This window comes from Nocardiopsis aegyptia (assembly GCF_013410755.1).
GTDB lineage: Bacteria > Actinomycetota > Actinomycetes > Streptosporangiales > Streptosporangiaceae > Nocardiopsis > Nocardiopsis aegyptia.
Genome location: NZ_JACCFS010000001.1, coordinates 6,636,409 through 6,657,276, shown reverse-complemented (window position 1 = coordinate 6,657,276; position 20,868 = coordinate 6,636,409). Strand labels below are relative to the sequence as shown.

Genomic DNA, 20,868 nt, shown 5'->3' with positions numbered 1-20,868 from the left:
CTATGGCCGACCAGATCAGCCCCGCCCACGCCGACCTGTGGGTCCGCGGCTTCGCCGCCGCGATCACCGATGCCGACGACCACCTGACCGACCTCGACCGCCGCAGCGGCGACGGCGACTTCGGCACGAACATGGTCACGGGCCTGCGCCGGGCGCTGGCCGCCCTGCCCGAGGACCCCGACTCCCCCGGCGCGCCCTTCCAGGCGCTCAGCGACACCTTCCTGTCGCACAGCGGCGGGACCAGCGGGCCGCTGTTCGGGATGTGGTTCCGCGACTTCGCCAAGGCGGGCAACGGCACGCCCGCCCTGACCCTGGCCGGGGTGGCCGAGGCCGCGGAGCGGGGGTGGGCCACCGTGACCCGGCTGGGTTCGGCCAAGGTCGGCGACCGCACGATGGTCGACGCGATCGCCCCGGCCGCCGAGTCCCTGGGGCGGTCGGCGGCCGAGGGGCGCAGCCTGGAGGAAGGGCTGAGGAAGGCCGCGGAGGCGGCCGAGTCCGGGGCCCAGGGCACCAGCGAACTCCTGGGCCGCAAGGGGCGCACCAGTTACGTCGGTGACGCCGCGCTGGGGGCGCCCGACCCCGGCGCCGTCGCGATCGGGCTGTTCTTCCGTGCCGCGCACGCGAGCGTGACGCAGGGGGCGGACGGGGCGGACGAGGCGAACGGGCCCGGGTAGCCGAACCCGAACGGCCCCGGGCGGGGCCGGGCCACATCGGCCCCAGGCGGGGTCAGTAGCCGAGGCGGGCGCGCAGTGCCGTGAGCTCGTGCGAGGACTCCACCGCCCGGTCGGCGTCGGCGGTGGCCACGGACTGCACCAGGGCGTCGGCCACGACGATGCCGGTCAGCGCCTCGGCTGTCATGCCGGTGGGGGTGTGGGGCGCCGCGAGCACGGCGTCGACGCGGTCGCTGAGCTCGTCGGCGAGTTCGTCGGTGACCAGGACGGAGGACGCACCGACCTGGCGGGCGCGTTCGAGCAGGACCTCCACCTCGGGCAGGACCCGTCCGGGCGCGAAGACCACGACGGCGTCGCCGCGGTCCAGGCGCAGGAGGTCGTCGGCCAGGCGGAAGCCGTCGGTGTCCACGTGCCGGGCGCGGGCGCCGATCCGGTTGAGCCGCACGGTCAGGTGCTCGGCGGCGATGCGTGAGGCACCCACACCGTAGGCCGCCGCCTCGCGGGCGCCGGCCAGGATCTCCACGGCGCGCTCGAGGTCCTCGGGCGCGCCCGCGCTGCGCACGTGTTCGACGCGTTCGCGCGCCTCGTCGGCCACGCGTTCCCAGATCGCGGCGAAGTCGCCGCCCATGCGGCCGATGCGGTCGCGCAGCCGCACCTCGGGGGCGACATCGGAGGTGAACGAGGCGGCGATCTGCTGTTTGAGGGCGGGCAGGCCGTCGTAGCCGAGCCGACGGAGCGTGCGGATGACGCTGGCGTTGCTCGTCCCGCTGGCGGCGCCGAGTTCCTGTGCGTTGGCGTAGAGGAGCTGCGCGGCGGAGTAGGAGGTCAGGAGCCGGCACACGGACTTCTCCGCGGGCGAGAGGCTGTCCCAGTGCGTGCGCACGCCCGCGCGGAGCCGTTCGAGGCCGGACTCGCTTGAAATATCCGTTACGTCTCTTGACTGTGGCGTACTACTCATTACACTCCTGAAGGAAACAGTCAGTTCAACATCGCGCGATCTCGTAATGGATGTTACGCGACGCGCTCCGGGGGTCACCACAGCATGGGCGCACCACACACACCTTCCACCGGCCTCCCACTCGTCGAGGTCTCCGGCGGCCCGCACGAGCGGGGGCTGGCCCACGGGTCGGCGGCCCAGCCGCAGATCCGGGCCGCGCTGGAGTTCTACGAACGCGCCTTCGACCAGCAGACCGGCCTGAGCTGGGGCGGCGTCCTGGACCGCGCCCGCGGCTGGCTTCCCGCCTGCCGCGACTTCGACGCCGACCTCGTCACGGAGATGGCGGGCATCGCCGAGGGCGCGGGCGTGGACCCCCTCGACGTCCTGGCCCTGAACGTGCGCGGCGAGATCATCTACGACTCCACGTTCAACGGCATGGCCACCGACACCGCCACCGACGAGCGCGACGCCGCCGACGGCTGCACCTCCTTCGCCCTCGCCGAGGGCGCCACCGGCGACGGCCACGTCTACGCGGGCCAGAACTGGGACTGGCGGCACGGCACCAAGGACACCGTCGTGATGCTGCGCGTGGTCCAGCCGCCCCGGCCGACGCTCGTCATGCAGGTCGAGGCGGGACAGGTGGGCCGGCACGGCGCCAACTCCGCCGGGATCGCCCTGAACGCCAACGGACTCGGCGGCCGCTTCGGCGCGGTCACGGGCATCCCCCAGACCCTCATCCGCCGCCGCGTGCTCGACTCCGCCCGCCTGACCGACGCCCTGGACGTCCTGCTGCGCACCCGCGCCCACATCGCCAGCAACGCGCTGCTGACCCACCGCTCCGGCTACGCGATCGACGTCGAGACCACGCCCGGGCCCTGCCAGTGGATGTACCCCGACGACGAGGGCCTGCTCGTGCACGGCAACCACTACCAGGCCGGGGTCCCGCCACAGCTCGCCGACGACTACCGGCCCATCTCCTCGGACTCGCTCGTGCGGGTGCCCCGTGCCCGCCGCGGCCTGCGGGCCGTGCGCCGCGCCCACACCACCGACGCGGTCCGCAAGTCGGTGCGCGAGGCCATGTCCGACCACCTCGGCCACCCCGAGTCCCTGTGCACCCACCCCGACCCGGCCGCTCCCGAGGTCCGGCAGTGGGCCACCGTGCTCTCCAGCCTGGTCGACCTGACCAGCGGCGAGTACCTCGTCGCCGCGGGCAACCCCTGCGAGCACGACTTCACGCCCGTGCCCTGGAACCTCTACGACGGCCCCGGCGGCGACCGCTGACCCGGGCCCATCCCCCGAACACCATCCCCTGGAGACCCACCGTGAAAGACAGACGCAGCGGACCTCCGGCGGCCCTGGCCGCCGCGGGCCTGCTCCTGGCATCGACCGCCTGTGCGGCGGCACCCGTCCAGACGACGCTGGAGCAGAGCCCCACCACCGCGGCGCCCGCCGGCGCCCTGGACACCGTGACCTGGATGCTTCCCGAGGAGCCGGGCACGCTCGACCTCGACGGCGAGGGCGGGACCGCGCAGAACACCGTCATGGCCAACACCTGTGAGCGGCTGATGCGCATGACGCCCGAGCTGGGCGCCGTTCCGCACCTGGCCGAGGAGGCGGGCTGGGAGGGCGACGACGCCGTCGTGCTGCGCCTGAACCGCGCCGCGACCTTCCGCGACGGCACGCCCATCACCGCCGACGACGTCGTGTGGAGCATGGAGCGGCACGCAGCCGAGGGGGCCTCCGAAGCCGACGAGTACGCCAACGTCGAGTCCATCGACAAGACCGGCGAGTACGAGGTCACCGTGCGCATGGCCCAGGCCGACGCCGTGTTCCTGCCCGCCATGGCGGGGAACGGCGGCATCGTCTACGACCGGCGCGTCATCGAGGCCGACGGTGACGCCTACGGCACCCCCGACGGCTCCGACGCCTGCACCGGCCCCTACCGCCTGGCGGAGTGGCGCTCCGGTACGCAGGTGATCCTGGAGCGCGACGAGGGCTACTGGAACCCCGAGGGCGCCGCCACCACCGACCGGGTGGTCTTCCGCTGGGCCGAGCAGAGCGCCGTGGTCAACATGCTCGCCACCGGTGAGGCCGACGGCGCCTACCTGGACACCGCTGCGGCCGCCGTGCCGCTGCTGCGCGACGAGACCGTCCAGGTCTTCCAGGGGCCCTCCACCAACGTGTGGTCGCTCATCACCACCGAGCGCGGCGGCCTGGCCGACCCGCGCCTGCGGCGCGCCCTGTCGCTGGCCCTGGAGCGCGACGGGATCGCCCGCGCCGCGTTCGGCGGCCTGGCCGAACCGTGGTCGACGCCGCTCGGCCCGGGCGGCTGGGGCTACGAGACCGCACGCTTCCGACAGGCCTACGACGCGATCGAGGGGGCGCCCGCGAGCCCGGCCGGGCAGGACCTCGAACGCGCCCGCGCCCTGGTGGCGTCGGCGGGTGCCCCCGAGGAGCCGATCGTCGTGGCGAGCGACGGCGAACCGGCACGCACGGTCATCGCCAACGCCGTCGTCGACGCGGCTCGCACGATCGGTCTGGAGGCCGAGATCCGCACGGTTCCGCGCCAGCAGTACGGCAGCTTCTACGTGGACGCCGACCTGCGCTCGCAGGTCGACCTGTTCGCCGACGAGTACTGGATCTCCAAGAACGACCCGGTCGGCTTCTATAAGAACGGGGCCTCCGACGCCGGGGTGAACTACTCCGGTTTCACCGACCCCGACTACGACGAGCTGGTCAAGGACGCCCAGGCCGCCACCGACGACGCCGAGCGCGCCGAACTCGCGGTGGAGCTGGAGCGCCGCTGGAGCGAGGCCATGGTGTGGATCCCCGTCGTCCAGGTGCCCACCACGCTCGCGATGGGCTCCCACGTGACGGGCGCTCCGGCCTCGGCCGCCTTCCTGTCCGGCCCCTGGGCCGCGGGCCTGGGCGCGCGTGAGGAGGGAGAGCGATGATCGCGCACGCGCTGCGCCGGCTCCTGGGCATGGTCTTCACCCTGGCGGTGAGCTCCCTGCTGATCTTCGGCGCCATGTACGCCGCCCCGGGCGACCCCGTGTCGTTCCTGGTGGGCGACCCGGAGAACGTCACACCCGAACGGGTGGCCGCCGTGCGCGCCGCCTACCACCTGGACGAGCCGCTGATCGTGCAGTACGGGCTGTGGGCGGCCGGGGCCGTGACCGGCGACCTGGGAACCTCGTTCCAGTACAACTCCGCGGTGGGCGACCTCATCCTGACCCGCCTGCCCGCCACCCTGGCCCTGGTCGGCTACGCCTGCGTGCTGTTCACGGTGTTCGGCGTCGCCCTGGGCGCGCTGGCCGCCGTGCGTCGCGGCGGGCGCACCGACTCCGCGGTCACCGCGGGCACCACCCTGGCCGCGTCCATCCCCTCGTTCGTCCTGGCGATCGCCCTGATCTCGCTGTTCGGCGTCCAACTGGGCTGGTTCCCGGTGGCCGGACTGGGCGAGGGCCTGCTCGGCCGCCTGCACCACCTGACGCTGCCCGCGATCGCGCTGTCACTGGGCTCGCTGGCCATCGTCGCCCGGGTCACCCGCCAGACGATGGCCGAACAGCTCGATCTGGAACACGTGACCGCCGCGCGCGCCTCGGGCATCGGCGAGGGCCACGTCGTACGCCGCCACGTCCTGCGCAATGCCCTGGGGCCGGTGGTCACCATGTGCGGTCTGGTGACCGCGAGCATGCTGGGCGGCACGGTGGCCATCGAGACGGTGTTCGGCATCAGCGGCATCGGTTCGCTGCTGGTGGGCGCCATCAACACCTTCGACTTCCCCGTGGTCCAGGCCGTCCTGCTGTACATGGTGATCGCCTACATGGTCGTCACGACCCTGATCGACCTCGTCCACCCGCTGCTCGACCCGCGGGTCCGCGCGCAAGGGAGCAGAGCATGACCGCGCCGACGACCACCATCGCCACCACCGCGGCGCCCACCGGCCGTCGCGCCCGCGCCGACCTGACCCTGTGGGCCGGCGCAGGCTTCCTCGCCCTGGTGGTGCTGGCCGCTCTGTTCGCCCCGCTGCTGGCCCCGCACGACCCCGACGCCATCGACTTCGCCGGGATCTGGACCCCGCCCGGGGCCGACCACTGGCTGGGCACCGACCAGATGGGCCGCGACCTGCTCTCCCGGGTGCTGTACGGCGCCCGCGAGGGCCTGCTCGGCCCGCTGGCGCTGCTCGCGCTCGCCTCCGTGCTGGGGGTGGGCGCGGGCACGCTGGCCGCGTGGCGGCGCGGCTGGGTCGACGCCGTCCTGGCCCGGGTCACCGACGTGATGTACGCCTTCCCGGGCCTGCTGTTCGTCGTGCTGGTCATCGCGGTGTTCGGCAGCGGCATGACCACGGCCGTGGTCGCGCTCGGCCTGGCGTTCACCCCGATCATCGCCAAGTTCACGCGCAGCGTCGCCCTGGCCGAGTGCGCCCGCCCCTACGTGGACGCCTACCGGGTGCAGGGCGTGAGCGGGCTGGTCATCTGTGTCCGCTACGTCATCCCGAACATGGCGCCCGCGCTGCTGGGCTACCTGGTGGTGCTGTTCGGCGAGGCCCTGATGGGCCTGGCCACGCTCAGCTTCCTGGGGTTCGGCGCACAGGCGCCCAGCTCGGAGTGGGGGCTGATGGTGCAAGAGGGCCGGTCCGCGCTCGTCCAGGGGGTCCTGTGGCCCTCGCTCGTCCCCGGCACCGCGATCGCACTGGTCGTGATCGCCTTCAACATCGTCGGGGTACGCCTCGCCGACCTGCTCAGTTCCCGGAGGTAGTCCCCATGCTCCTCGACATCGAGGACCTCACCGTCGACCTGCACGGCGCGGACACCCGCCGGCCGGTCCTGGACCAGGTGTCCCTGACCGTCGCGCCCGGCGAGGTGGTCGGGCTGGTGGGCGAGTCGGGGTCGGGCAAGTCCACGACCGCCCGCGCCGCCCTGCGCCTGCTCCCCGACGGCGCCACCGCCACCGGCCGCGCCACGGTCGCGGGGACCGACGTGCTCACGGCCGGCCCCGCCGCCCTGACCGATCTGCGCTCGCGCCGGGTGTCCATGGTCTTCCAGGACCCCCGGTCGGTGCTCAACCCGGTCCGCCGCATCGGTGACTTCCTCACCGAACGCCTGGTCCTGGCGCTCGGGGTGCCCCGGGCGCGTGCGATGGGACGCGCCCGCGCCCTGCTGGGCGAGGTCGGCCTGAACCGCCCGGAGGAGCGCCTGCGCCAGTTCCCGCACGAACTGTCCGGCGGCATGCTCCAGCGGGTGGTGCTGGCCGCCGCGCTGGCGACCGGGCCCGACCTGCTGCTCGCCGACGAGGCCACCAGCGCACTGGACGCCACCACCCAGGCCGAGGTGCTCTCGATCCTGCGCGACCTGCGGCGTGAACGCGACATGGGCGTCCTGTTCATCACCCACGACCTGCACCTGGCCGCGGCCTACTGCGACCGCGTGTACGTGATGTACGCGGGCCGGGTGGTGGAGGAGCGCACGGCCGGGGCGCTGTTCGCCGACCCCCGCCACCCCTACACGCGCGGGCTGCTGGCCTGCGCGCCCGGGCTGGACTCCGACCGCGAGCCCGAACCCATCCCCGGCGCGCCGCCGTCGCTGGCGACGGCCTTCACCGGCTGCCCGTTCGCGCCGCGCTGCCCGGAGGCCGAGGAGGCCTGCTCCACGTGGCGGCCCGAGGCACTGCCCCTGTCGGACGGCCGGGTGGCGTGCCGCCGCGCCGACCTGGGAGCCGTCACCGAGCAGCGGACGGAGGAGGTCCGATGAGCGCGGACGTACCGGCGCTGGCCGTGGACCGGCTGCGCACGACCTTCCCCATGGGCCGGGGCGAGCCGGACCTGGTGGCCGTCGACGACGTGTCCTTCACCCTGCCGGCCGGAGGCGCCCTGGGCGTGGTCGGCGAGTCCGGATCGGGCAAGAGCACCGTCGCCCGGATCCTGGTCGGGCTGACCCGCCCCGATGCTGGGGAGGTCCGCGTCGCGGGCCGCCTGCGCGAGGCGGGCGAGCGGGGCCGTGCGGCGCGGCTGCGCCGTGCCCGCGAGGTCCAGCTCGTCTTCCAGGACCCGTTGGAGTCGCTGGACCGCAGGCTCACCGCCGCCCAGTGCCTGCGCCACGTCCTGCGGCTGCACGGCGCCGACCGGCGGGAGGCGTCGCGGCGCGCGGCGGAACTGCTGGAACAGGTGGGCCTGGGCGAGCGGGAGGCGGGTGCCCGGCCGCACCGGCTCAGCGGCGGCCAGCGCCAGCGGCTCGCGATCGCCCGTGCCCTGGCCGCGGGCCCCTCGGTCCTGGTGCTGGACGAGGCGGTCGCGGCCCTGGACGTGTCCATCCAGGCGCAGATCCTGCGGCTGCTCGCCCGGATCCGGCGCGAGTCGGGGGTGGCGCTGCTGTTCGTCTCGCACGACCTGGCGGTGGTCCGCCAGATCGCCGATGACGTGCTGGTGATGTACAAGGGCGCGGTCGTGGAGCGCGGCGCCTGCGGCGACGTCCTGCGGCGGCCCGAGCACCCCTACACCCGGATGCTGGTCTCCAGCGTTCCGGGCCCGGGGTGGGACCCCTCGGAGGTGGTCCGGCTGCGCGCGGAGTTCGCCCGGGCGGGCGGGGCGCGGTGAGGGTCCGGCGGCGGTCACGCGCGGGCGCGGCCTCCGCCGGCCCGGGTCCGGGGCGGCCGGGGGACGAACACGGCCGCGGCCAACGGCACGGCGGCCATGACCAGCCACGCCGCCGGGCCGCCCCGGTCCACCAGCGCACCGGCGGGCATGCTCCCCAGCAGTACCGCCAGGCCCGACGCGGACGAGAGCGCGCCGGTGAACAGGCCGAGCCGGGCTCCGTCGACGAGGTCGGGGACCCACGCCCTGACCGTGGGCACGATGAGCACCTGGCCGAGGGTGAGGGCGGTGACGAACACGGCCGAGGGCAGCAGCCCGCCGGCCGCGGTGGTGGGCGTCAGCGCGGCCGCGCCGGCGAAGGCCAGGGCCAGGAGCAGGAGTCCGGCGCGCAGCACGGCCCGCCGCGACAGGCGGTCGCCGATCCAGCGCATCGCCGGCATCTGCACCAGGACGTAGAGAAGCGACCCCCACGCCAGCAGCCAGCCCAGCGCGGTCTGCGAACCGGTGGCGCGCTCCACCTCCTCGGGAAGGGCCAGGTAGAGCTGGTTGTAGGCCAGCAGGTATCCGCTGTAGGCCAGGCACAGCAGCAGGAAGGAGCGGTGGGCGAGCAGGGCGCGCACCCCCTCCCACGGCCGTCCCCGCCCGGCCGTGGCGCCGGTGCCGCCGCGCGACTCGGCGTGCGACCCGTCGTCCGGCCCGCCGCGCGATCCGCCGCCGGGCGCGTCCCGCGGCATCCACCGCAGGTGGGCGGCCAGCACGAGGGCGAAGACCGCGGCGCCCGCCAGGCACGCGGCCGAGAACCCGCCGAGCAGCAGCAGCGCGCCCAGGGGCGGGCCGACGAGCGTGCCCGCCTGTCCGGCGGCCGAGAACAGCGCGAGCACGCGCGTGCGCGGGGTACCGGTGGCCCGTTCGTGCCGCACGGCCTGGCGCGCGACCTCGGTCTCCACCGCCGGGGAGAACAGGGCGGCGGCGAAGCCGATGAGCAGCACCGCGGCGATGATCGCCCCCGTGCCCTGGGCCACGGCGAGCCAGGCGAACCCGGCCACGCGCAGCACGCAGCCGGTCAGTACGACCGGGCGCGGTCCGAACCGGTCGGTGAGCGCGCCGCCGACGACGAACAGCCCCTGCTGGCTGAAGGTGCGCAGGCCCAGGACCAGGCCGACCAGCCATCCGGCGAGGCCGATCGTTCCCGACAGGTGGGCGGCCAGGTAGGGCAGGACCACGAAGAAGCCGACGTTGAACGCCGCCTGCGAACCCACCAGGAGCCAGGTGAGGCGGCCGAGGCCGCGCAGGTCGTGCCCTGCCCCGCGCTCGCGCAGGGCGGTCGCGGTCACGGCGTCCTCGCGACCGGTCCGTGCCCCGGGTCCGGAGACGGCAGGGGCGCCGGGGCGGGCACGGCCGCCACCAGCGCCCGCGTGTAGGGGTGCTCGGGCTCGGCGCACACCCGGCGCGCGGGTCCCGACTCCACGATCCGCCCCTCGCGCAGGACGAGGGCGTCGTGGGCGACGTGCCGGACCAGGGCGAGGTCGTGGCAGATGAACAGATAGCCCAGCCCCAGGTCGTCCTGGAGGTCGGTGAGCAGGTTGAGCACGCCGGCGCGCACGGAGGCGTCCAGCGCGGAGACGGGTTCGTCCAGGACCAGGACCTCGGGCTCGCACGCCAGCGCGCGGGCGATGCCCACGCGCTGGCACTGGCCGCCGGAGAGTTCGTGCGGCAGCCGTGCCCCCAGGGCGGGGTCCAGGCCGACGCGTTCGAGCAGGGCGTCGACCCGGGCGGGCCCGGCGGCCCGGTCCCAGCGGCCTTGGACGCGCCATGGTTCGGCGACGGCGTCGCGCACGCGCAGACGCGGGCTGAGGGAGCCGTAGGGGTCCTGGAAGACGGGTTGGAGGGCGGGGCGCAGCGCGCGCAGGTCCCGCTCGGGCAGCGTGGTCAGCTCCCGTTCCCGGAAGCGGACGGACCCGGACTCGGGGCGCAGCAGGCCGGTGACCGCGGCGGCCGTGCTGGACTTGCCGGACCCGGACTCCCCCACCAGGGCCAGGGTGTGCCCGGCGCGCAGGTCGAAGGAGACGCCGTCCACGGCGAGGGCGACCGGGTTCCGGCCGGTTGCGGGGTAGCGCACGACCAGGTCGCGCACCCGCAGCAGCGGCTGGTCGTCGTCCATGGCGGTTCCCTCCGTGTGCGGTCGCGGGTGGTCCGGGCGGGCGCTCATGTCGCGGCCCGGGAGAACAGGGTGTGCGGGGGGATCGGGACATCCTGCCACCGGTGGCAGGAGACCAGGTGGCCGGACGCGCCGGTGGCGACGGGTTCGGGTGCGGCGGCGCGGCAGTGCGCGTCGGCCAGCGGGCAGCGCGGGGCGAACGCACAGCCCTGGGGCAGGGCCGCCGGGGAGGGCGGTGATCCGCCGATGGCGGGCAGGCGGCGGTCCCTGGCCTCCTCCGCGGGCACGGCGGCGACGAGTCCGGCCGTGTACGGGGCGCGGGGCGCGGTGAGCACCCGGCCCGCGGGACCGGACTCGACGTGGCGCCCGGCGTAGGCGACCACGACCCGGTCGGCGCGGCCGTGGACGACGGCGAGGTCGTGGGTGATGAGGACGAGTGCCGCTCCGGTCCGCCGGCGCAGGTCAGCCAGGAGGTCGAGGACGATCCCGCTGGTCCGCGGGTCCAGGGCGGTGGTGGGTTCGTCGGCGAAGACGACCTCGGGGTCATTGACCGTCGCCATGGCGATGACCGCGCGCTGGCGCATGCCGCCGGAGAACTCGTGCGGGTAGGCGCGGGCGCGCCGCGCGGCGTCGGGGATGCCGACCCGGTCCAGAGCGGCCACCGCGCGCTCGCGCGCCTGGGACGGGCTCAGGCGCCCATGCGCGCGCAGCGCCCGGACGAGCTGGGCGCCCACGGTGTGCACGGGGCTCAGGACGGAGAGCGCGTCCTGGGGGATGAGCGCGACGCGGCTCCCGCGGACGGCGCGCAGCTCGCGGGGGCGGGCTCCGAGGAGTTCCCGCTCGCCCAGGCGGACGCTGCCGGTCACGGTGGCGCCGTACGGCGCGGTGCCCAGGACGGCGCGGGCGGCCATCGACTTGCCGGCGCCGGACTCGCCGATGAGCGCGAGCGCCTCCCCGGGGCGGACGTCGAACGACAGTCCGCGGACGACGGGCAGCGCGCCGCCGCGCTCGCCGGGCAGGGTGACGCGCAGGTCGCGGACCGAGAGCAGGGGCTCGTTCACGGTGTCCGTCCTCGCTGGGTGTGGGACCGGGCGGGCAGGGTCGACAGGGAGACCGCGAAGGCGGCCAGGAGCAGGAGCATCGCGGTGGGGGCCAGGGCGGCCAGCGGCGCGCGTTCGACGTAGACCAGGGACTCCGACAGGCTCAGGCCCCATTCGGCCGAGGGCGGCTGGGCGCCCAGGCCGAGGAAGCCGAGGGAGGCCAGGGCCAGGGCGGTGGCGGGCAGGCGCAGGACGGCGTGGCGGGCGACGGGTCCGGCGACCGAGGGCAGCACGTGGTGCCACAGGATCCAGCGGGGGCCCGCGCCGATGGCGCGCTGGGCGCTGAGGTAGCCCGCGGCGCGGGTCTGCTGGACCAGCGCGGCGGCGTGCGCGGCCAGGGGCGGCCAGGAGACCAGGGCGATGGCGACGGAGGCGCCGAGGGTGCCGGGACCGAGGACGGCGACCACCAGGATGCCCGCGATCACCGGCGGCACGGCGTTGGCGGCCTCGGCGGCGCCGGAGGCCAGGGAGGGCGCGAAGCCGACCACGAGTGCGATCGCGAGGCTGATGGCGCACACCAGCGCGGCGACGCCCACGGTGTACACGGCGCCGTGGCCCAGGCGGGCCAGGACGTCGCGCCCCACGGCGTCGGTGCCCAGCGGGTGCGCCCAGGAGGGTGCCTGGAGGCGGTCGGCGACGGTGACGGTCAGGGCGTCGCGGGTCAGGCCCCACGCGGTGACGGTGAGCAGCAGGGCCGCGCACACGACGGGCACGGCGCGGCGGAGCAGGCCGGCGGGCGCGGTGGGCGGCGGGGCCAGGGACAGGGCGGCGTCGCGCAGGCTCCGGCCGAGGAGCCGGCGGTGCGCGACCTGGGCGAGCACTCCGGCGAGGGTGCCGAGCAGGACCAGGGCCAGCACGGATCCTTGGAGGACGGGCAGGTCCTGGGCCTGGGCGGCGCCCAGGGCGGTGCGGCCGATGCCGGGCACGGTGAAGATGGTCTCCACGGCGACCGCTCCCCCGGTCAGACCGACGGCGACCATGCCGAGCTGGGGCACGAGGGCGGGGGTGGCGCGGCGCAGCGCCGCCGCGGCGATCTGGGCGGGGGTGCAGCCGGCGGCGGTCCAGAGCCCGACCCAGCGTTCGGCGAACACCGCGGGCAGGGCGTCGTCGACGAGTCGGCCGAGCAGTCCGCCGCCCGGGATGCCCAGGGCCAGGGCGGGCAGGATGAGGTGTTGGGGCCCGCTCCAGCCGTAGGGGGGCAGCCATCCCAGCCACACCGCGAACACGAGCATGAGCACGATCGCGATGAGGAACTCGGGCAGGGCGGTGAGCGCCGCCGCCCCGGCTCCGGTGCCCGAGCCGCCCGGGCGCAGCGTTCCGCGTGCGCCGCGGACCAGGGTGGGGGCGCACAGCGCGGCGGCCAGTGGCAGGGCGACGGCCAGGGCCGCGGCCATGACGGTGAGGGAGACCCCGGTGGCCGCGACCACGGACGGCAGGACGGGTGTGCCCGAGATCCAGGAGGCGCCCAGGTCGCCGCGGAGCAGGCCGGCGAACCAGGAGCCGAGCAGCGCGAGGGGGCCGTCGGCGAGGCCGAGCTCGTCACGGATGGCGTCGAGCGCCTCCGCGGTGGGTTCCTGTTCGGCGGAGCGGGCCCGCAGCAGGGACAGGGCGGGGTCGCGGCCCGAGAGCCAGGGCAGCAGGCCGACGACGACCGTGATGAGGGCGAGCGCGGCCAGGCGCGTCAGCAGGGGTGCGGCCCGGCGGGCCCGTGCGGGGCGCCGCCGGGGCGGTGCGGCCGGGTTCATCGGTCCAGGTGGGTCTGCGGGGTGATGAGCAGGCGCTCGCGCGGGTCCTTGGCGGAGCCGACCACGTGGGTGGCGTCGCCCTGCAGGACGCGCTCGTGCAGCATCGGCAGGGCCGCGTCGGTGTCCAGGATCGCGGCCTCGGCGGCCAGGATCGCCGCACGCCGCTCCTCGCCGGTCGGGGCGCTCCCGGCCTCCTCCAGGGCGGCGTCGACGTCCTCGTCGCACAACTGGGCGATGTTGAAGGAGCCGTCGCAGGAGAAGTCGCTGGTCATGTAGGCGGCGGGGTCGCCGGAGTCCAGGACGGTGGCGCGGGAGAGGATGAAGGCGTCGAACTCCCCGGCCAGAGCGTCCTCCTCGATGTTGGCGTACTCGCGCACGACCTGCTCGACCTCGAACCCGGCGTCCTCCAGCTGCTGTTCGAGGACGGTGGCGACCTCGGGCAGCTCGGCGCGGTCGGTGAAGGTGGCCAGGGTGATGGGGGTGCCGTCGGGGTCGGCGGCCTCGACCGGGTCGGTGCGCTCGGGCCGTTCGGCGGCCCAGGGGATGGCCGGGCCCAGGAGTCCCTCGGCGACGTCGGCGCGTCCTTCGTAGACGCCGTCGACCAGGGCCTGGGCGTCGATGGCGTCCCGCACCGCGGCGCGCGTGCCGTGGTCGGTGAAGGGGCCCTGCTCGGTGTTGAGGTAGAGCGTGTTGGTCCGCGGCATGGGGACCTCGGTGAGGGTGTCCTCCTCCAGGAGGGCGGCCTGGGAGGTGGGCACGGACTCGACGATGTCGGCCTCGCCGGTGCGCAGGGCGGCGGCCCGCGCGGTGCCGTCGGGGACGAAGCTGACGTCGATGCCGGCGGCCTGGGCGGGCTCGCCCCAGTAGTCGTCGAAGCGGTCCAGGCGGGCGGAGGTGGTGCCGTTGACCTCGACGATCTCGAAGGGGCCGCTGCCGGTGCCGACGGGGTCCACGGCGTCGCCGTCGTAGGCGCTCTCGGCGAGGATCGACAGCTGGGGCGAGGAGAGCCGCTGCGGGACGAGGGGGTCCTCGTCGGCGGTGGTGACGGTGAGGGTGTCGCCCTCCGCATCGACCTCCAGCTCCACGCCGTCGAGGATGCGCGGCTTGGGCGCAGCCTGCGCGGCGAACGACAGGGCGTGGGCGGCGGTGTCGGCGGTCAGTTCGGTGCCGTCGTGGAAGGTGACGCCCTCGCGCACGGTGAAGGTCCAGGTGGTGGCGTCGACCTGGGTCCAGTCGGTGGCCAGGCCGGGCTGGGGGTCGCCGGCCTCGTCGAGGACCACGAGCGTCTCGGCGGTGCTCCAGCGGGAGAGCTTGAAGGCGTCGTCGCTGAGCGGGGTGAGCCCGGACCTGGGCGGTTGCATCATCGCCACGGAGATCCGGCCGTCGGCGGCCTCCTCTTCTGCCGCGGGGAAGCAGGCGGTCATCAGCAGGACGGCGGCCGAGGCCAGAGCAGCGCCGGGCAGGGCCTTGTGGTGGTGCACGGGGAACTTCCAAGGGGTGCGCAGGGGAGGGCGGCGCGGACCGGCCGCCGCCTCGAAGAAGCCTCAAATTAGCACATGAAAACCGTTTTCATTCACATTCCGGACCTGGGGTGACAGAGTTCACGAGCCCGCGTGGGACCACCGGCCCGAGGGCGGCCCCCGCTAGCATCGGTCGCACCCACAGTGACCGAGCGCTCACCCTGGAGCCGACATGAAGCTGCCCCTGAAGCCGCACCACCTGCCCGTCCGCCTGGCGACGGGCGCGTTCATCCTCAACTCCGGCTGGGACAAGCGCGACGCCGACCAGGACACCGCGCAGGGCCTGCACGGCATGGCCGCCGGGGCCTACCCGTTCCTCGACAAGGTGGCGCCGGCCGACTTCGTCAAGGCGCTCTCGACCGCGGAGATGGCCCTGGGCGCCGCGCTGCTGCTGCCGATCGTGCCCAGCCGCCTGGCAGGCGCCGGGCTGACCGCGTTCGCCGCGGGGCTGCTGGGCGTGTACCTGCGCACACCGAGCCTGCACCGCGAGGGCAGTGTCCGCCCCACCCCGGACGGCCTCGGCACGGCCAAGGACTCGTTCCTGCTCGGCGCGGGCCTGACCCTGATGATGGACCGCCCCGGCCGCGACTGCGGCTGAGTGGACCCGGTCCGGGCGGGCGCGGTCGCGCTCGCCCGGACGGCACCCGCTCGAGGGGTGCGGTCCGGTCCTGCGCCGCCGGGTACCGCGTGGCCGAAGTGCCGCTGTGCATGGACGCTCCTGCGATCCTCCGCACCCCGACGTCGGTGAACATCCACCACCAGGTACTCCCGATGATCCCGATCATGTTCGACTCGGCCCGCCTGTGCCTCGGACAATGACCTGCGCGCAATGGTGGGGCGTCCCTCCGGGGCGGCCGGGACCCGTGGGCGAATCCGGCCACGCGGGGAACCGGTGTTCCACTGGCCACACCGCCACGACAGCCGTGCTTGAAGGCCGCGGAATCCGCTGTCGCTGCTCACGGGCCACTTGTCCCGTCGCCGGATGTGGAGGAAGACGCCCCCTTCTTCGACGGCGGGGTGGACGGGTGCTTCGCGGAGGAAAACTGTCCCGTGGCGATCAGGACCACGACGAGCGCGAGCGGCACGATCCACCCGCTCCAGCCGAGGACCGTTGCCTGCGTGGTGTCAATGTGCTCGCCCGCTGCGGCGAAAAGGAGGTAGGTCCCGCCCGCTCCGTTGAACGCGGCATGTGCCAGGGCTGCGGGCCACACCGATCCCGATCGGAGCCTCAGCCAGCCGAAGACCGCCCCGATCAGAACGCACATGGCCACCATCGCGGTCAAGCCGAGCGTGCCCGGTGCATCGGGGTAGTTGTACCCGAGGAGGATGAGCGGGGCGTGCCAGAGACCCCAGATCACGCCAGAGACCAGGAGGGCCGGCAGAGTGCCGAGCGGCATCAGTTTCGGGAGCAGCCACCCGCGCCACCCGAGTTCCTCGCCCAGCGCCGGGATGAGGTTGATGAACGCCGCCAAGGGGAGCAGGGCGATCTGGAGGGCGATGAGCGCGCCGATCGGTATCGGGATTTGGGCCGCTCCCGCGGTGCCCGCCTGCTCGTCGAGGGCCTGTTGGAAGGCGGAGAAGTTCGTGAAGTCGGCCGGATAGACCCCCAGCAGCGCGCCGACCGGGAGCGCCACCAGGACCAGCGCGATGGACACGAAGATTCCCAGCGCCGAGTAGACGAGGAGTCTGCGCACCGGTCTCAGCGGCCACAGTCCGAGCGTCCACGCCTTCTGCTGCGGGCGCTCCACGAAGAACACGACGACGAGGGCGGCGATCGCGGGGGTCATCATCGTGGCGGTCGCCACGGGGGTGAACCAGGGGCTGGCGAGTCCGTCCCCGAACCAGAGAGGGAGCGCGAAGAGCCAGGCGAGCGAGAAGGCCAGGGCTGTGAACACGCCGATGGGCCGCAGATCCCGGCCGCTCATGCGGGGCCCGCTACGGGGCGTGGTCGTCTTCGATCCGCCCGGAGATCCGTTGGTCACGACATCTGCCCTTCGAGGATGTGCAGACCGGCGATGGTGCGGTCGTCGCGGAACGCGATCCGTGCCGTGTAGTCGCCCGCTTCGAACGAGAGCGGCGTGTTCGTGACGGTCACGTCGCCGGCCCGGGCGACCTCCGGCTCTCCAAGCCCCTCGAAGGCTCCTGACAGGCCGACGACCTGTGCCCACGCGGCCGCGAGCGCGTCCTCCGACAGGCCATCGCGCATGGTCGGATCGAACTGCTCGGTGACACGCGCCCATTGCCCCGAAGCGAGGTCCTCGATCGTCGAGACGGCCAGTTCGGCAACGCCGGAGAGCGGCGTGGTGTTCATGGGTTCTCCTGTTCTGGGATCGATCGGTTTGCCATAGCGCTGAAACGCCGCTTGCCTGCTCACACCGAGCGCGTCACCGATGACCTGCCACGTAGCGCCGTCCTGGCGCGCCTGCTGCACGACAGCGCGCACGACGTCGTCGGCGGCCGCCTGCATGCTCACGGCACGCCCTATCGAGTCGGCCCAGTCGTCGTCCTTCGTCAGCACACGTGCCGCGAGGAACGCCTCCATGTGCGCTCTCAAGGCCCGCAGCGCGTTCGTCAAGCTTTCTTGCATCTGTAAAGGCTAGCTTTACAACCGGACTCTGGGCAAGGAGGGTGCGCGCGACGATGTGCGCAGCGGACCCACCTGGCGTGTCCGGCCACCGTGAGGGCTCGGAGCCGGGCGGATGCACCGCGCGCCTGCCAGGGAGGGGGACAGTTCACCACGTCACGGGCAGGGCGGTGAGCCCTCCGGTAAGGACGTCCCTACGCGTGGAGAGCTCGTCGGCGGCCACCGCCAGGCACAGCCCGGGCAGGCGCCGCGTGAGCCCTTCCAGCACGGCGCGCAGTTCGACCCGGGCCAGCGGCGCGCCGAGGCAGTAGCGCGCCCCGTGCCCGAACCCCAGGTGCGCGCCGGCACCGCGGGTGACGTCCACGCGGCCGGGGTCGGCGAAGGCGTCCGGGTCGTGGTTGGCCGACCCGATGTCACAGAGCACCAGGTCACCGGCGGCGATGGTGACCCCGGCGAGCTCGAAGTCCACCCGGGCGTAGCGCGGGACCCCGTCGCCGCCCTTGCGGGGTGCACGCAGGACCTCCTCCACCGCCCCGGGCACCAGTCCGGGATCGGCGACCAGCGCGCGGTACTGGTCGCGGTCGGCGAGCAGGTGCAGGACGCCGAGGCCGATCTGCACGACCGTGGTCTCGTGCCCGGCGAAGAGCAGGGCCATCGCGAGTCCGGCGGCCTCGGCGTCGTCGACGCCGGGTTCGGCCGCCAGGTGCGAGATGACGTCGTCGGCTGGAGCGCGGCGTTTGGCGGCGACCAGGGAGAGCCCGTAGTCGAAGAGCGCCCCCAGGCCCTGTTCGGAGCGGGCCCGGTCGGTGACGTCGCCCGCGGCCAGGCTCCACTCGCGGAAGCGCTCGCGGTCGGCGTAGGGCACACCGAGCAGTTCGCAGATGACCTGGATCGGCAGCGGCACGGCGAGGTCCTCGTGCAGGTCGGCGGGGCGCGGCCCCCGTTCCATGGTCTCGACCAGGTCGGCGGTCAGCCGCTCCACGCGCGGGGCCAGGAGCCGCATCCGCTTGGGCGTGAAGTGGGGCCGCAACAGGGCGCGCATCCGGGCGTGGTCGGCCTGCTCCGTGTCGAAGTCGCCCATCGGCCCGCCGAAGAGCGCGGACTCCCCCGAACGGGCGGCGCGGGCCGGATCGCGGTGGGCGCGGCCGAGGCGGTCGTCGTCGAGCAGGGCGCGGACCTCCTCGTACCCGGTGACGAGCCAGGCGTCGTGGCCGACACGGGTGCGGACGCGGTGGACGGGGCCCTGGGCGCACAGGCGCTCCAGCTCGGGCGGGGCGCCCAGAGCGCCCGGCCGGTCGAAGGGCAGCCGCGGGATCATGGGGACCTCCATTCAGTGACTCCGATTTGTACACTCTGCTTTAAACAACACAACATGTAGACTCCGAAGTCAACAAGAGGAGGTGGCCGATGTCCGGCGAATCCGCGACCGGGACCGATCCCGTGCGCCGACTCCCCCGCGCGCAGCGGCGGGCGCAGATCCTGGACGCGGCCACGCGGGCCTTCGCCCGCACCGGCTACGCCGACACCAGCCTCGACGACGTGGCCCTGGAGGCCGGGATCAGCCGCGTCCTGCTCTACCGGCACTTCGAGTCCAAGAGCGAGATGTACCGGGCGGTCCTGGACCACGCCTGCGCCCGCCTGGAGGAGCGCGTGGGCAGCGACCACTTCACCGACCAGAGCATCCCCGCCTTCCTCGGCGCCGCGGCCGAGGACCCCGACGGCTTCCGGCTGCTCTTCCACCACGCCGCGCGCGAACCGGAGTTCCGCGACCTCACCGACGACCTCACCCGGGCCTCCACCGAACTGGCCCTGCGCCAGCTGCGCGAGATCATCCCCGAACCGGCCTGGGCCCGCTGGGCCGCGCGCATGGTCTTCACCGTGGCCATCGAGGGCGCCATCGCGTGGCTGGACGCCGACCGCCCCGACCCCGACCAGGCGGCCGACCGCATCGACGCGGCGGTCCACGGGGTCATCGAGGCCGCGCGCGCCTCCTACTGACCCGGCGCGTGCTCCGCACTGGGGCGCTCTGGGGCCGCCCGAGCCCGGCGACGGGCGAACCGCGCCGAGCACCCTCGCCCACCGCCGCTGCGATCCGGGCCGCGGTGCGCTCACGTGGGTAACGGCCTGACGAACATCAGGCACACGCCTGATGGAGACCGTTGACCCCTTCGGGTAACTCAGTAAGCATTGAGTCAATGAATGCTGAGCTTTCACGGCGGGCCGCGCTCCACGCCGCCCTCGCCGATCCCGTCCGCCTGGCCATCACCGACACCCTCTGCACCGGAGACGCCGCACCCTCGGAGTTGGGCGAGCGGTTGGGCCTGCGGTCCAACCTCATCGCCCACCACCTGCGTGTATTGGAGGAGGCGGGCCTGCTCACCCGGTCCCGCTCCGAGGCCGACCACCGCCGCGTCTACATCCGCCTGCTGCCCGAGGCGCTCACCGCCCTGGTCCCGACCTCCCTGTTGCGCGCCCCGCGCGTCGTGTTCGTCTGCACACGCAACTCGTCCCGTTCCCCACTGGCCGCCGCCCTGTGGCAGCACCGCAGCACGATCCCCGCCGCCTCGGCCGGTACCCGCCCGGGTGAGCGCGTGCACGCGGGCGCCGTCCGCGCGGCCCGCCGCCACCGGCTGTTCCTGGACGCGGAGCGCACCGCCCACGTCCACGACGTCGTCCGCGACGACGACCTTGTCGTGGCGGTCTGCGACAGCGCCCACGAGGAACTGCCCCGCACCCGCGAGCGCCTGCACTGGTCGGTCCCCGACCCGGTGCACACCGGCACCGACGAGGCGTTCGAGGACGCCTTCGCTCAGCTCAGCGACCGAATCGAGCGGCTCGCGCCCGCCGTCCACCCGGAAGGAACACCATGACCGCCCGACCCCGCCAGTTCACCGTCGACCAGCAGTACGCCCTCAAAGTCGCCGCCGGCCGCCTCGCCGACGAGTTCACGGGCGTGTTCAACACCGAGACCATCGAAAGGTTCCTGCACTCCAGCTACGAACAGTTCGCGGACCGGGCCACCATCGCCCAGTTCCTGCCACTGCTGGCCGAGCGCTTCGCCCGACAGCGGCTGAGTGCGCTGGCCCGCGTGGAGAACAAGGTGGACGACGGCCGCCCCGTCGTGCTGTTCCTGTGCACGCACAACGCCGGGCGCAGCCAGATGGCCTTGGGCTTCTTCCGACATCTGGCCGGGGACCGGGCGATCGCCTGGTCGGGCGGTTCCGAGCCTGGCAAGGAGGTCAACCCGGCGGCGGTGGCGGCCATGCGGGAGGTCGGCATCGACATCTCCACCGAGTTTCCCAAGCCCTGGACCGACGAGGTGGTCCGCGCCGCCGACGTCGTGGTGAGCATGGGCTGCGGGGACGCCTGCCCCCTCTTCCCGGGCAAGCGCTACGAGGAGTGGACCCTGGACGACCCCGACGGCCAGGGTCTGACCGCGGTCCGGTCGATCCGCGACGAGGTCGAGGGGAAGGTCCGCACCCTGCTGGCCGAACTGGAGGTCACCGTGTGAACCCGACGGCGGGTGTCCGCCGGTTGCCGCCCTCGGCGAGTCCCATCACA

Annotated in this window: 21 protein-coding genes; 12 read left to right on the top strand and 9 right to left on the bottom strand. The window is 74.2% G+C overall.

What is annotated here, in order from left to right; translation table 11 throughout:
- Positions 1-2: 2 nt before the first annotated feature.
- A complete protein-coding gene (gene dhaL / locus HNR10_RS29415; protein WP_179829200.1) occupies positions 3-674 on the top strand; it encodes a dihydroxyacetone kinase subunit DhaL in 672 nt (223 codons plus the stop codon).
- Positions 675-726: 52 nt separating this feature from the next.
- On the opposite strand, the gene HNR10_RS29410 is transcribed toward dhaL, so the two are convergent.
- On the bottom strand, positions 727-1,629 hold the full coding sequence (locus HNR10_RS29410) for a MurR/RpiR family transcriptional regulator (RefSeq protein WP_179829198.1): 903 nt from the start codon (positions 1,627-1,629) through the stop codon (positions 727-729).
- An 84-nt stretch (positions 1,630-1,713) separates the two neighbouring features.
- Here HNR10_RS29410 and HNR10_RS29405 point away from each other — a divergent pair, with 84 nt between their 5' ends.
- Genes HNR10_RS29405 through HNR10_RS29380 form a run of 6 tightly spaced genes read left to right on the top strand, consistent with a single transcriptional unit; the run spans position 1,714 to position 8,203 of the window.
- Entirely contained in the window at positions 1,714-2,889 is a 1,176-nt protein-coding gene (locus HNR10_RS29405; protein WP_179829196.1) for a C45 family autoproteolytic acyltransferase/hydolase, read from the top strand.
- 41 nt (positions 2,890-2,930) lie between these two features.
- Positions 2,931-4,562: an ABC transporter substrate-binding protein gene (locus tag HNR10_RS29400; protein ID WP_179829194.1), complete on the top strand. Its 1,632-nt coding sequence runs from the start codon at positions 2,931-2,933 to the stop codon at positions 4,560-4,562.
- On the top strand, positions 4,559-5,512 hold the full coding sequence (locus HNR10_RS29395) for an ABC transporter permease (RefSeq protein WP_179829191.1): 954 nt from the start codon (positions 4,559-4,561) through the stop codon (positions 5,510-5,512). The genes HNR10_RS29400 and HNR10_RS29395 overlap by 4 nt, the downstream gene beginning before the upstream one ends.
- The gene (locus HNR10_RS29390; protein ID WP_179829189.1) at positions 5,509-6,369 is read left to right on the top strand and encodes an ABC transporter permease; all 861 of its coding nucleotides are present in this window, start codon (positions 5,509-5,511) and stop codon (positions 6,367-6,369) included. The genes HNR10_RS29395 and HNR10_RS29390 overlap by 4 nt, the downstream gene beginning before the upstream one ends.
- Positions 6,370-6,374: 5 nt before the next feature.
- Complete coding sequence (locus tag HNR10_RS29385; protein ID WP_179829187.1) at positions 6,375-7,361, top strand: ABC transporter ATP-binding protein; 987 nt, start codon at positions 6,375-6,377, stop codon at positions 7,359-7,361.
- On the top strand, positions 7,358-8,203 hold the full coding sequence (locus HNR10_RS29380; protein WP_179829185.1) for an ABC transporter ATP-binding protein: 846 nt from the start codon (positions 7,358-7,360) through the stop codon (positions 8,201-8,203). Before HNR10_RS29385 ends, HNR10_RS29380 begins: the two co-directional genes overlap by 4 nt.
- A gap of 14 nt (positions 8,204-8,217) precedes the next feature.
- On the opposite strand, the gene HNR10_RS29375 is transcribed toward HNR10_RS29380, so the two are convergent.
- From HNR10_RS29375 to HNR10_RS29355, 5 genes are read right to left on the bottom strand one after another with little or no spacing between them, the layout of a single operon-like run.
- Entirely contained in the window at positions 8,218-9,534 is a 1,317-nt protein-coding gene (locus tag HNR10_RS29375) for an MFS transporter (RefSeq protein WP_312889455.1), read from the bottom strand.
- The gene (locus HNR10_RS29370; RefSeq protein ID WP_179829183.1) at positions 9,531-10,361 is read right to left on the bottom strand and encodes an ABC transporter ATP-binding protein; all 831 of its coding nucleotides are present in this window, start codon (positions 10,359-10,361) and stop codon (positions 9,531-9,533) included. The genes HNR10_RS29375 and HNR10_RS29370 overlap by 4 nt, the downstream gene beginning before the upstream one ends.
- 44 nt (positions 10,362-10,405) lie before the next feature.
- Positions 10,406-11,419 (bottom strand): ABC transporter ATP-binding protein, encoded by a 1,014-nt coding sequence (locus HNR10_RS29365; RefSeq protein ID WP_218899169.1) that lies wholly within the window; start codon positions 11,417-11,419, stop codon positions 10,406-10,408.
- On the bottom strand, positions 11,416-13,203 hold the full coding sequence (locus tag HNR10_RS29360) for an ABC transporter permease subunit (protein WP_218898131.1): 1,788 nt from the start codon (positions 13,201-13,203) through the stop codon (positions 11,416-11,418). Before HNR10_RS29360 ends, HNR10_RS29365 begins: the two co-directional genes overlap by 4 nt.
- Positions 13,200-14,627 (bottom strand): ABC transporter substrate-binding protein, encoded by a 1,428-nt coding sequence (locus tag HNR10_RS29355; RefSeq protein WP_179830037.1) that lies wholly within the window; start codon positions 14,625-14,627, stop codon positions 13,200-13,202. Before HNR10_RS29355 ends, HNR10_RS29360 begins: the two co-directional genes overlap by 4 nt.
- Before the next feature lie 268 nt (positions 14,628-14,895).
- Here HNR10_RS29355 and HNR10_RS29350 point away from each other — a divergent pair, with 268 nt between their 5' ends.
- Positions 14,896-15,321, top strand: a complete 426-nt coding sequence (locus HNR10_RS29350) for a hypothetical protein (RefSeq protein ID WP_179829178.1) — start codon at positions 14,896-14,898, stop codon at positions 15,319-15,321.
- The gene (locus HNR10_RS32230; RefSeq protein ID WP_179830036.1) at positions 15,312-15,542 is read left to right on the top strand and encodes a tRNA-dependent cyclodipeptide synthase; all 231 of its coding nucleotides are present in this window, start codon (positions 15,312-15,314) and stop codon (positions 15,540-15,542) included. The genes HNR10_RS29350 and HNR10_RS32230 overlap by 10 nt, the downstream gene beginning before the upstream one ends.
- Before the next feature lie 137 nt (positions 15,543-15,679).
- Here the strand turns inward: HNR10_RS32230 and HNR10_RS29340 are convergent, their stop codons facing one another.
- The 3 genes from HNR10_RS29340 to HNR10_RS29330 all read right to left on the bottom strand — a co-directional run bounded on the left by HNR10_RS29340 (position 15,680) and on the right by HNR10_RS29330 (position 18,625).
- Complete coding sequence (locus HNR10_RS29340) at positions 15,680-16,648, bottom strand: CPBP family intramembrane glutamic endopeptidase (RefSeq protein WP_179829175.1); 969 nt, start codon at positions 16,646-16,648, stop codon at positions 15,680-15,682.
- 53 nt (positions 16,649-16,701) lie between these two features.
- On the bottom strand, positions 16,702-17,265 hold the full coding sequence (locus HNR10_RS29335; RefSeq protein ID WP_179830035.1) for a DUF3887 domain-containing protein: 564 nt from the start codon (positions 17,263-17,265) through the stop codon (positions 16,702-16,704).
- A gap of 190 nt (positions 17,266-17,455) precedes the next feature.
- Entirely contained in the window at positions 17,456-18,625 is a 1,170-nt protein-coding gene (locus tag HNR10_RS29330; protein WP_246406468.1) for a cytochrome P450, read from the bottom strand.
- Between the two features lie 89 nt (positions 18,626-18,714).
- On the opposite strand from HNR10_RS29330, the gene HNR10_RS29325 reads away from it, so the two are divergent.
- The 3 genes from HNR10_RS29325 to HNR10_RS31525 all read left to right on the top strand — a co-directional run bounded on the left by HNR10_RS29325 (position 18,715) and on the right by HNR10_RS31525 (position 20,818).
- Positions 18,715-19,305, top strand: a complete 591-nt coding sequence (locus HNR10_RS29325) for a TetR/AcrR family transcriptional regulator (protein WP_179829172.1) — start codon at positions 18,715-18,717, stop codon at positions 19,303-19,305.
- 197 nt (positions 19,306-19,502) lie between these two features.
- Positions 19,503-20,177: an arsenate reductase/protein-tyrosine-phosphatase family protein gene (locus HNR10_RS29320; protein ID WP_179829170.1), complete on the top strand. Its 675-nt coding sequence runs from the start codon at positions 19,503-19,505 to the stop codon at positions 20,175-20,177.
- Entirely contained in the window at positions 20,174-20,818 is a 645-nt protein-coding gene (locus HNR10_RS31525; protein ID WP_179829168.1) for an arsenate reductase ArsC, read from the top strand. Before HNR10_RS29320 ends, HNR10_RS31525 begins: the two co-directional genes overlap by 4 nt.
- Positions 20,819-20,868 lie beyond the last annotated feature (50 nt).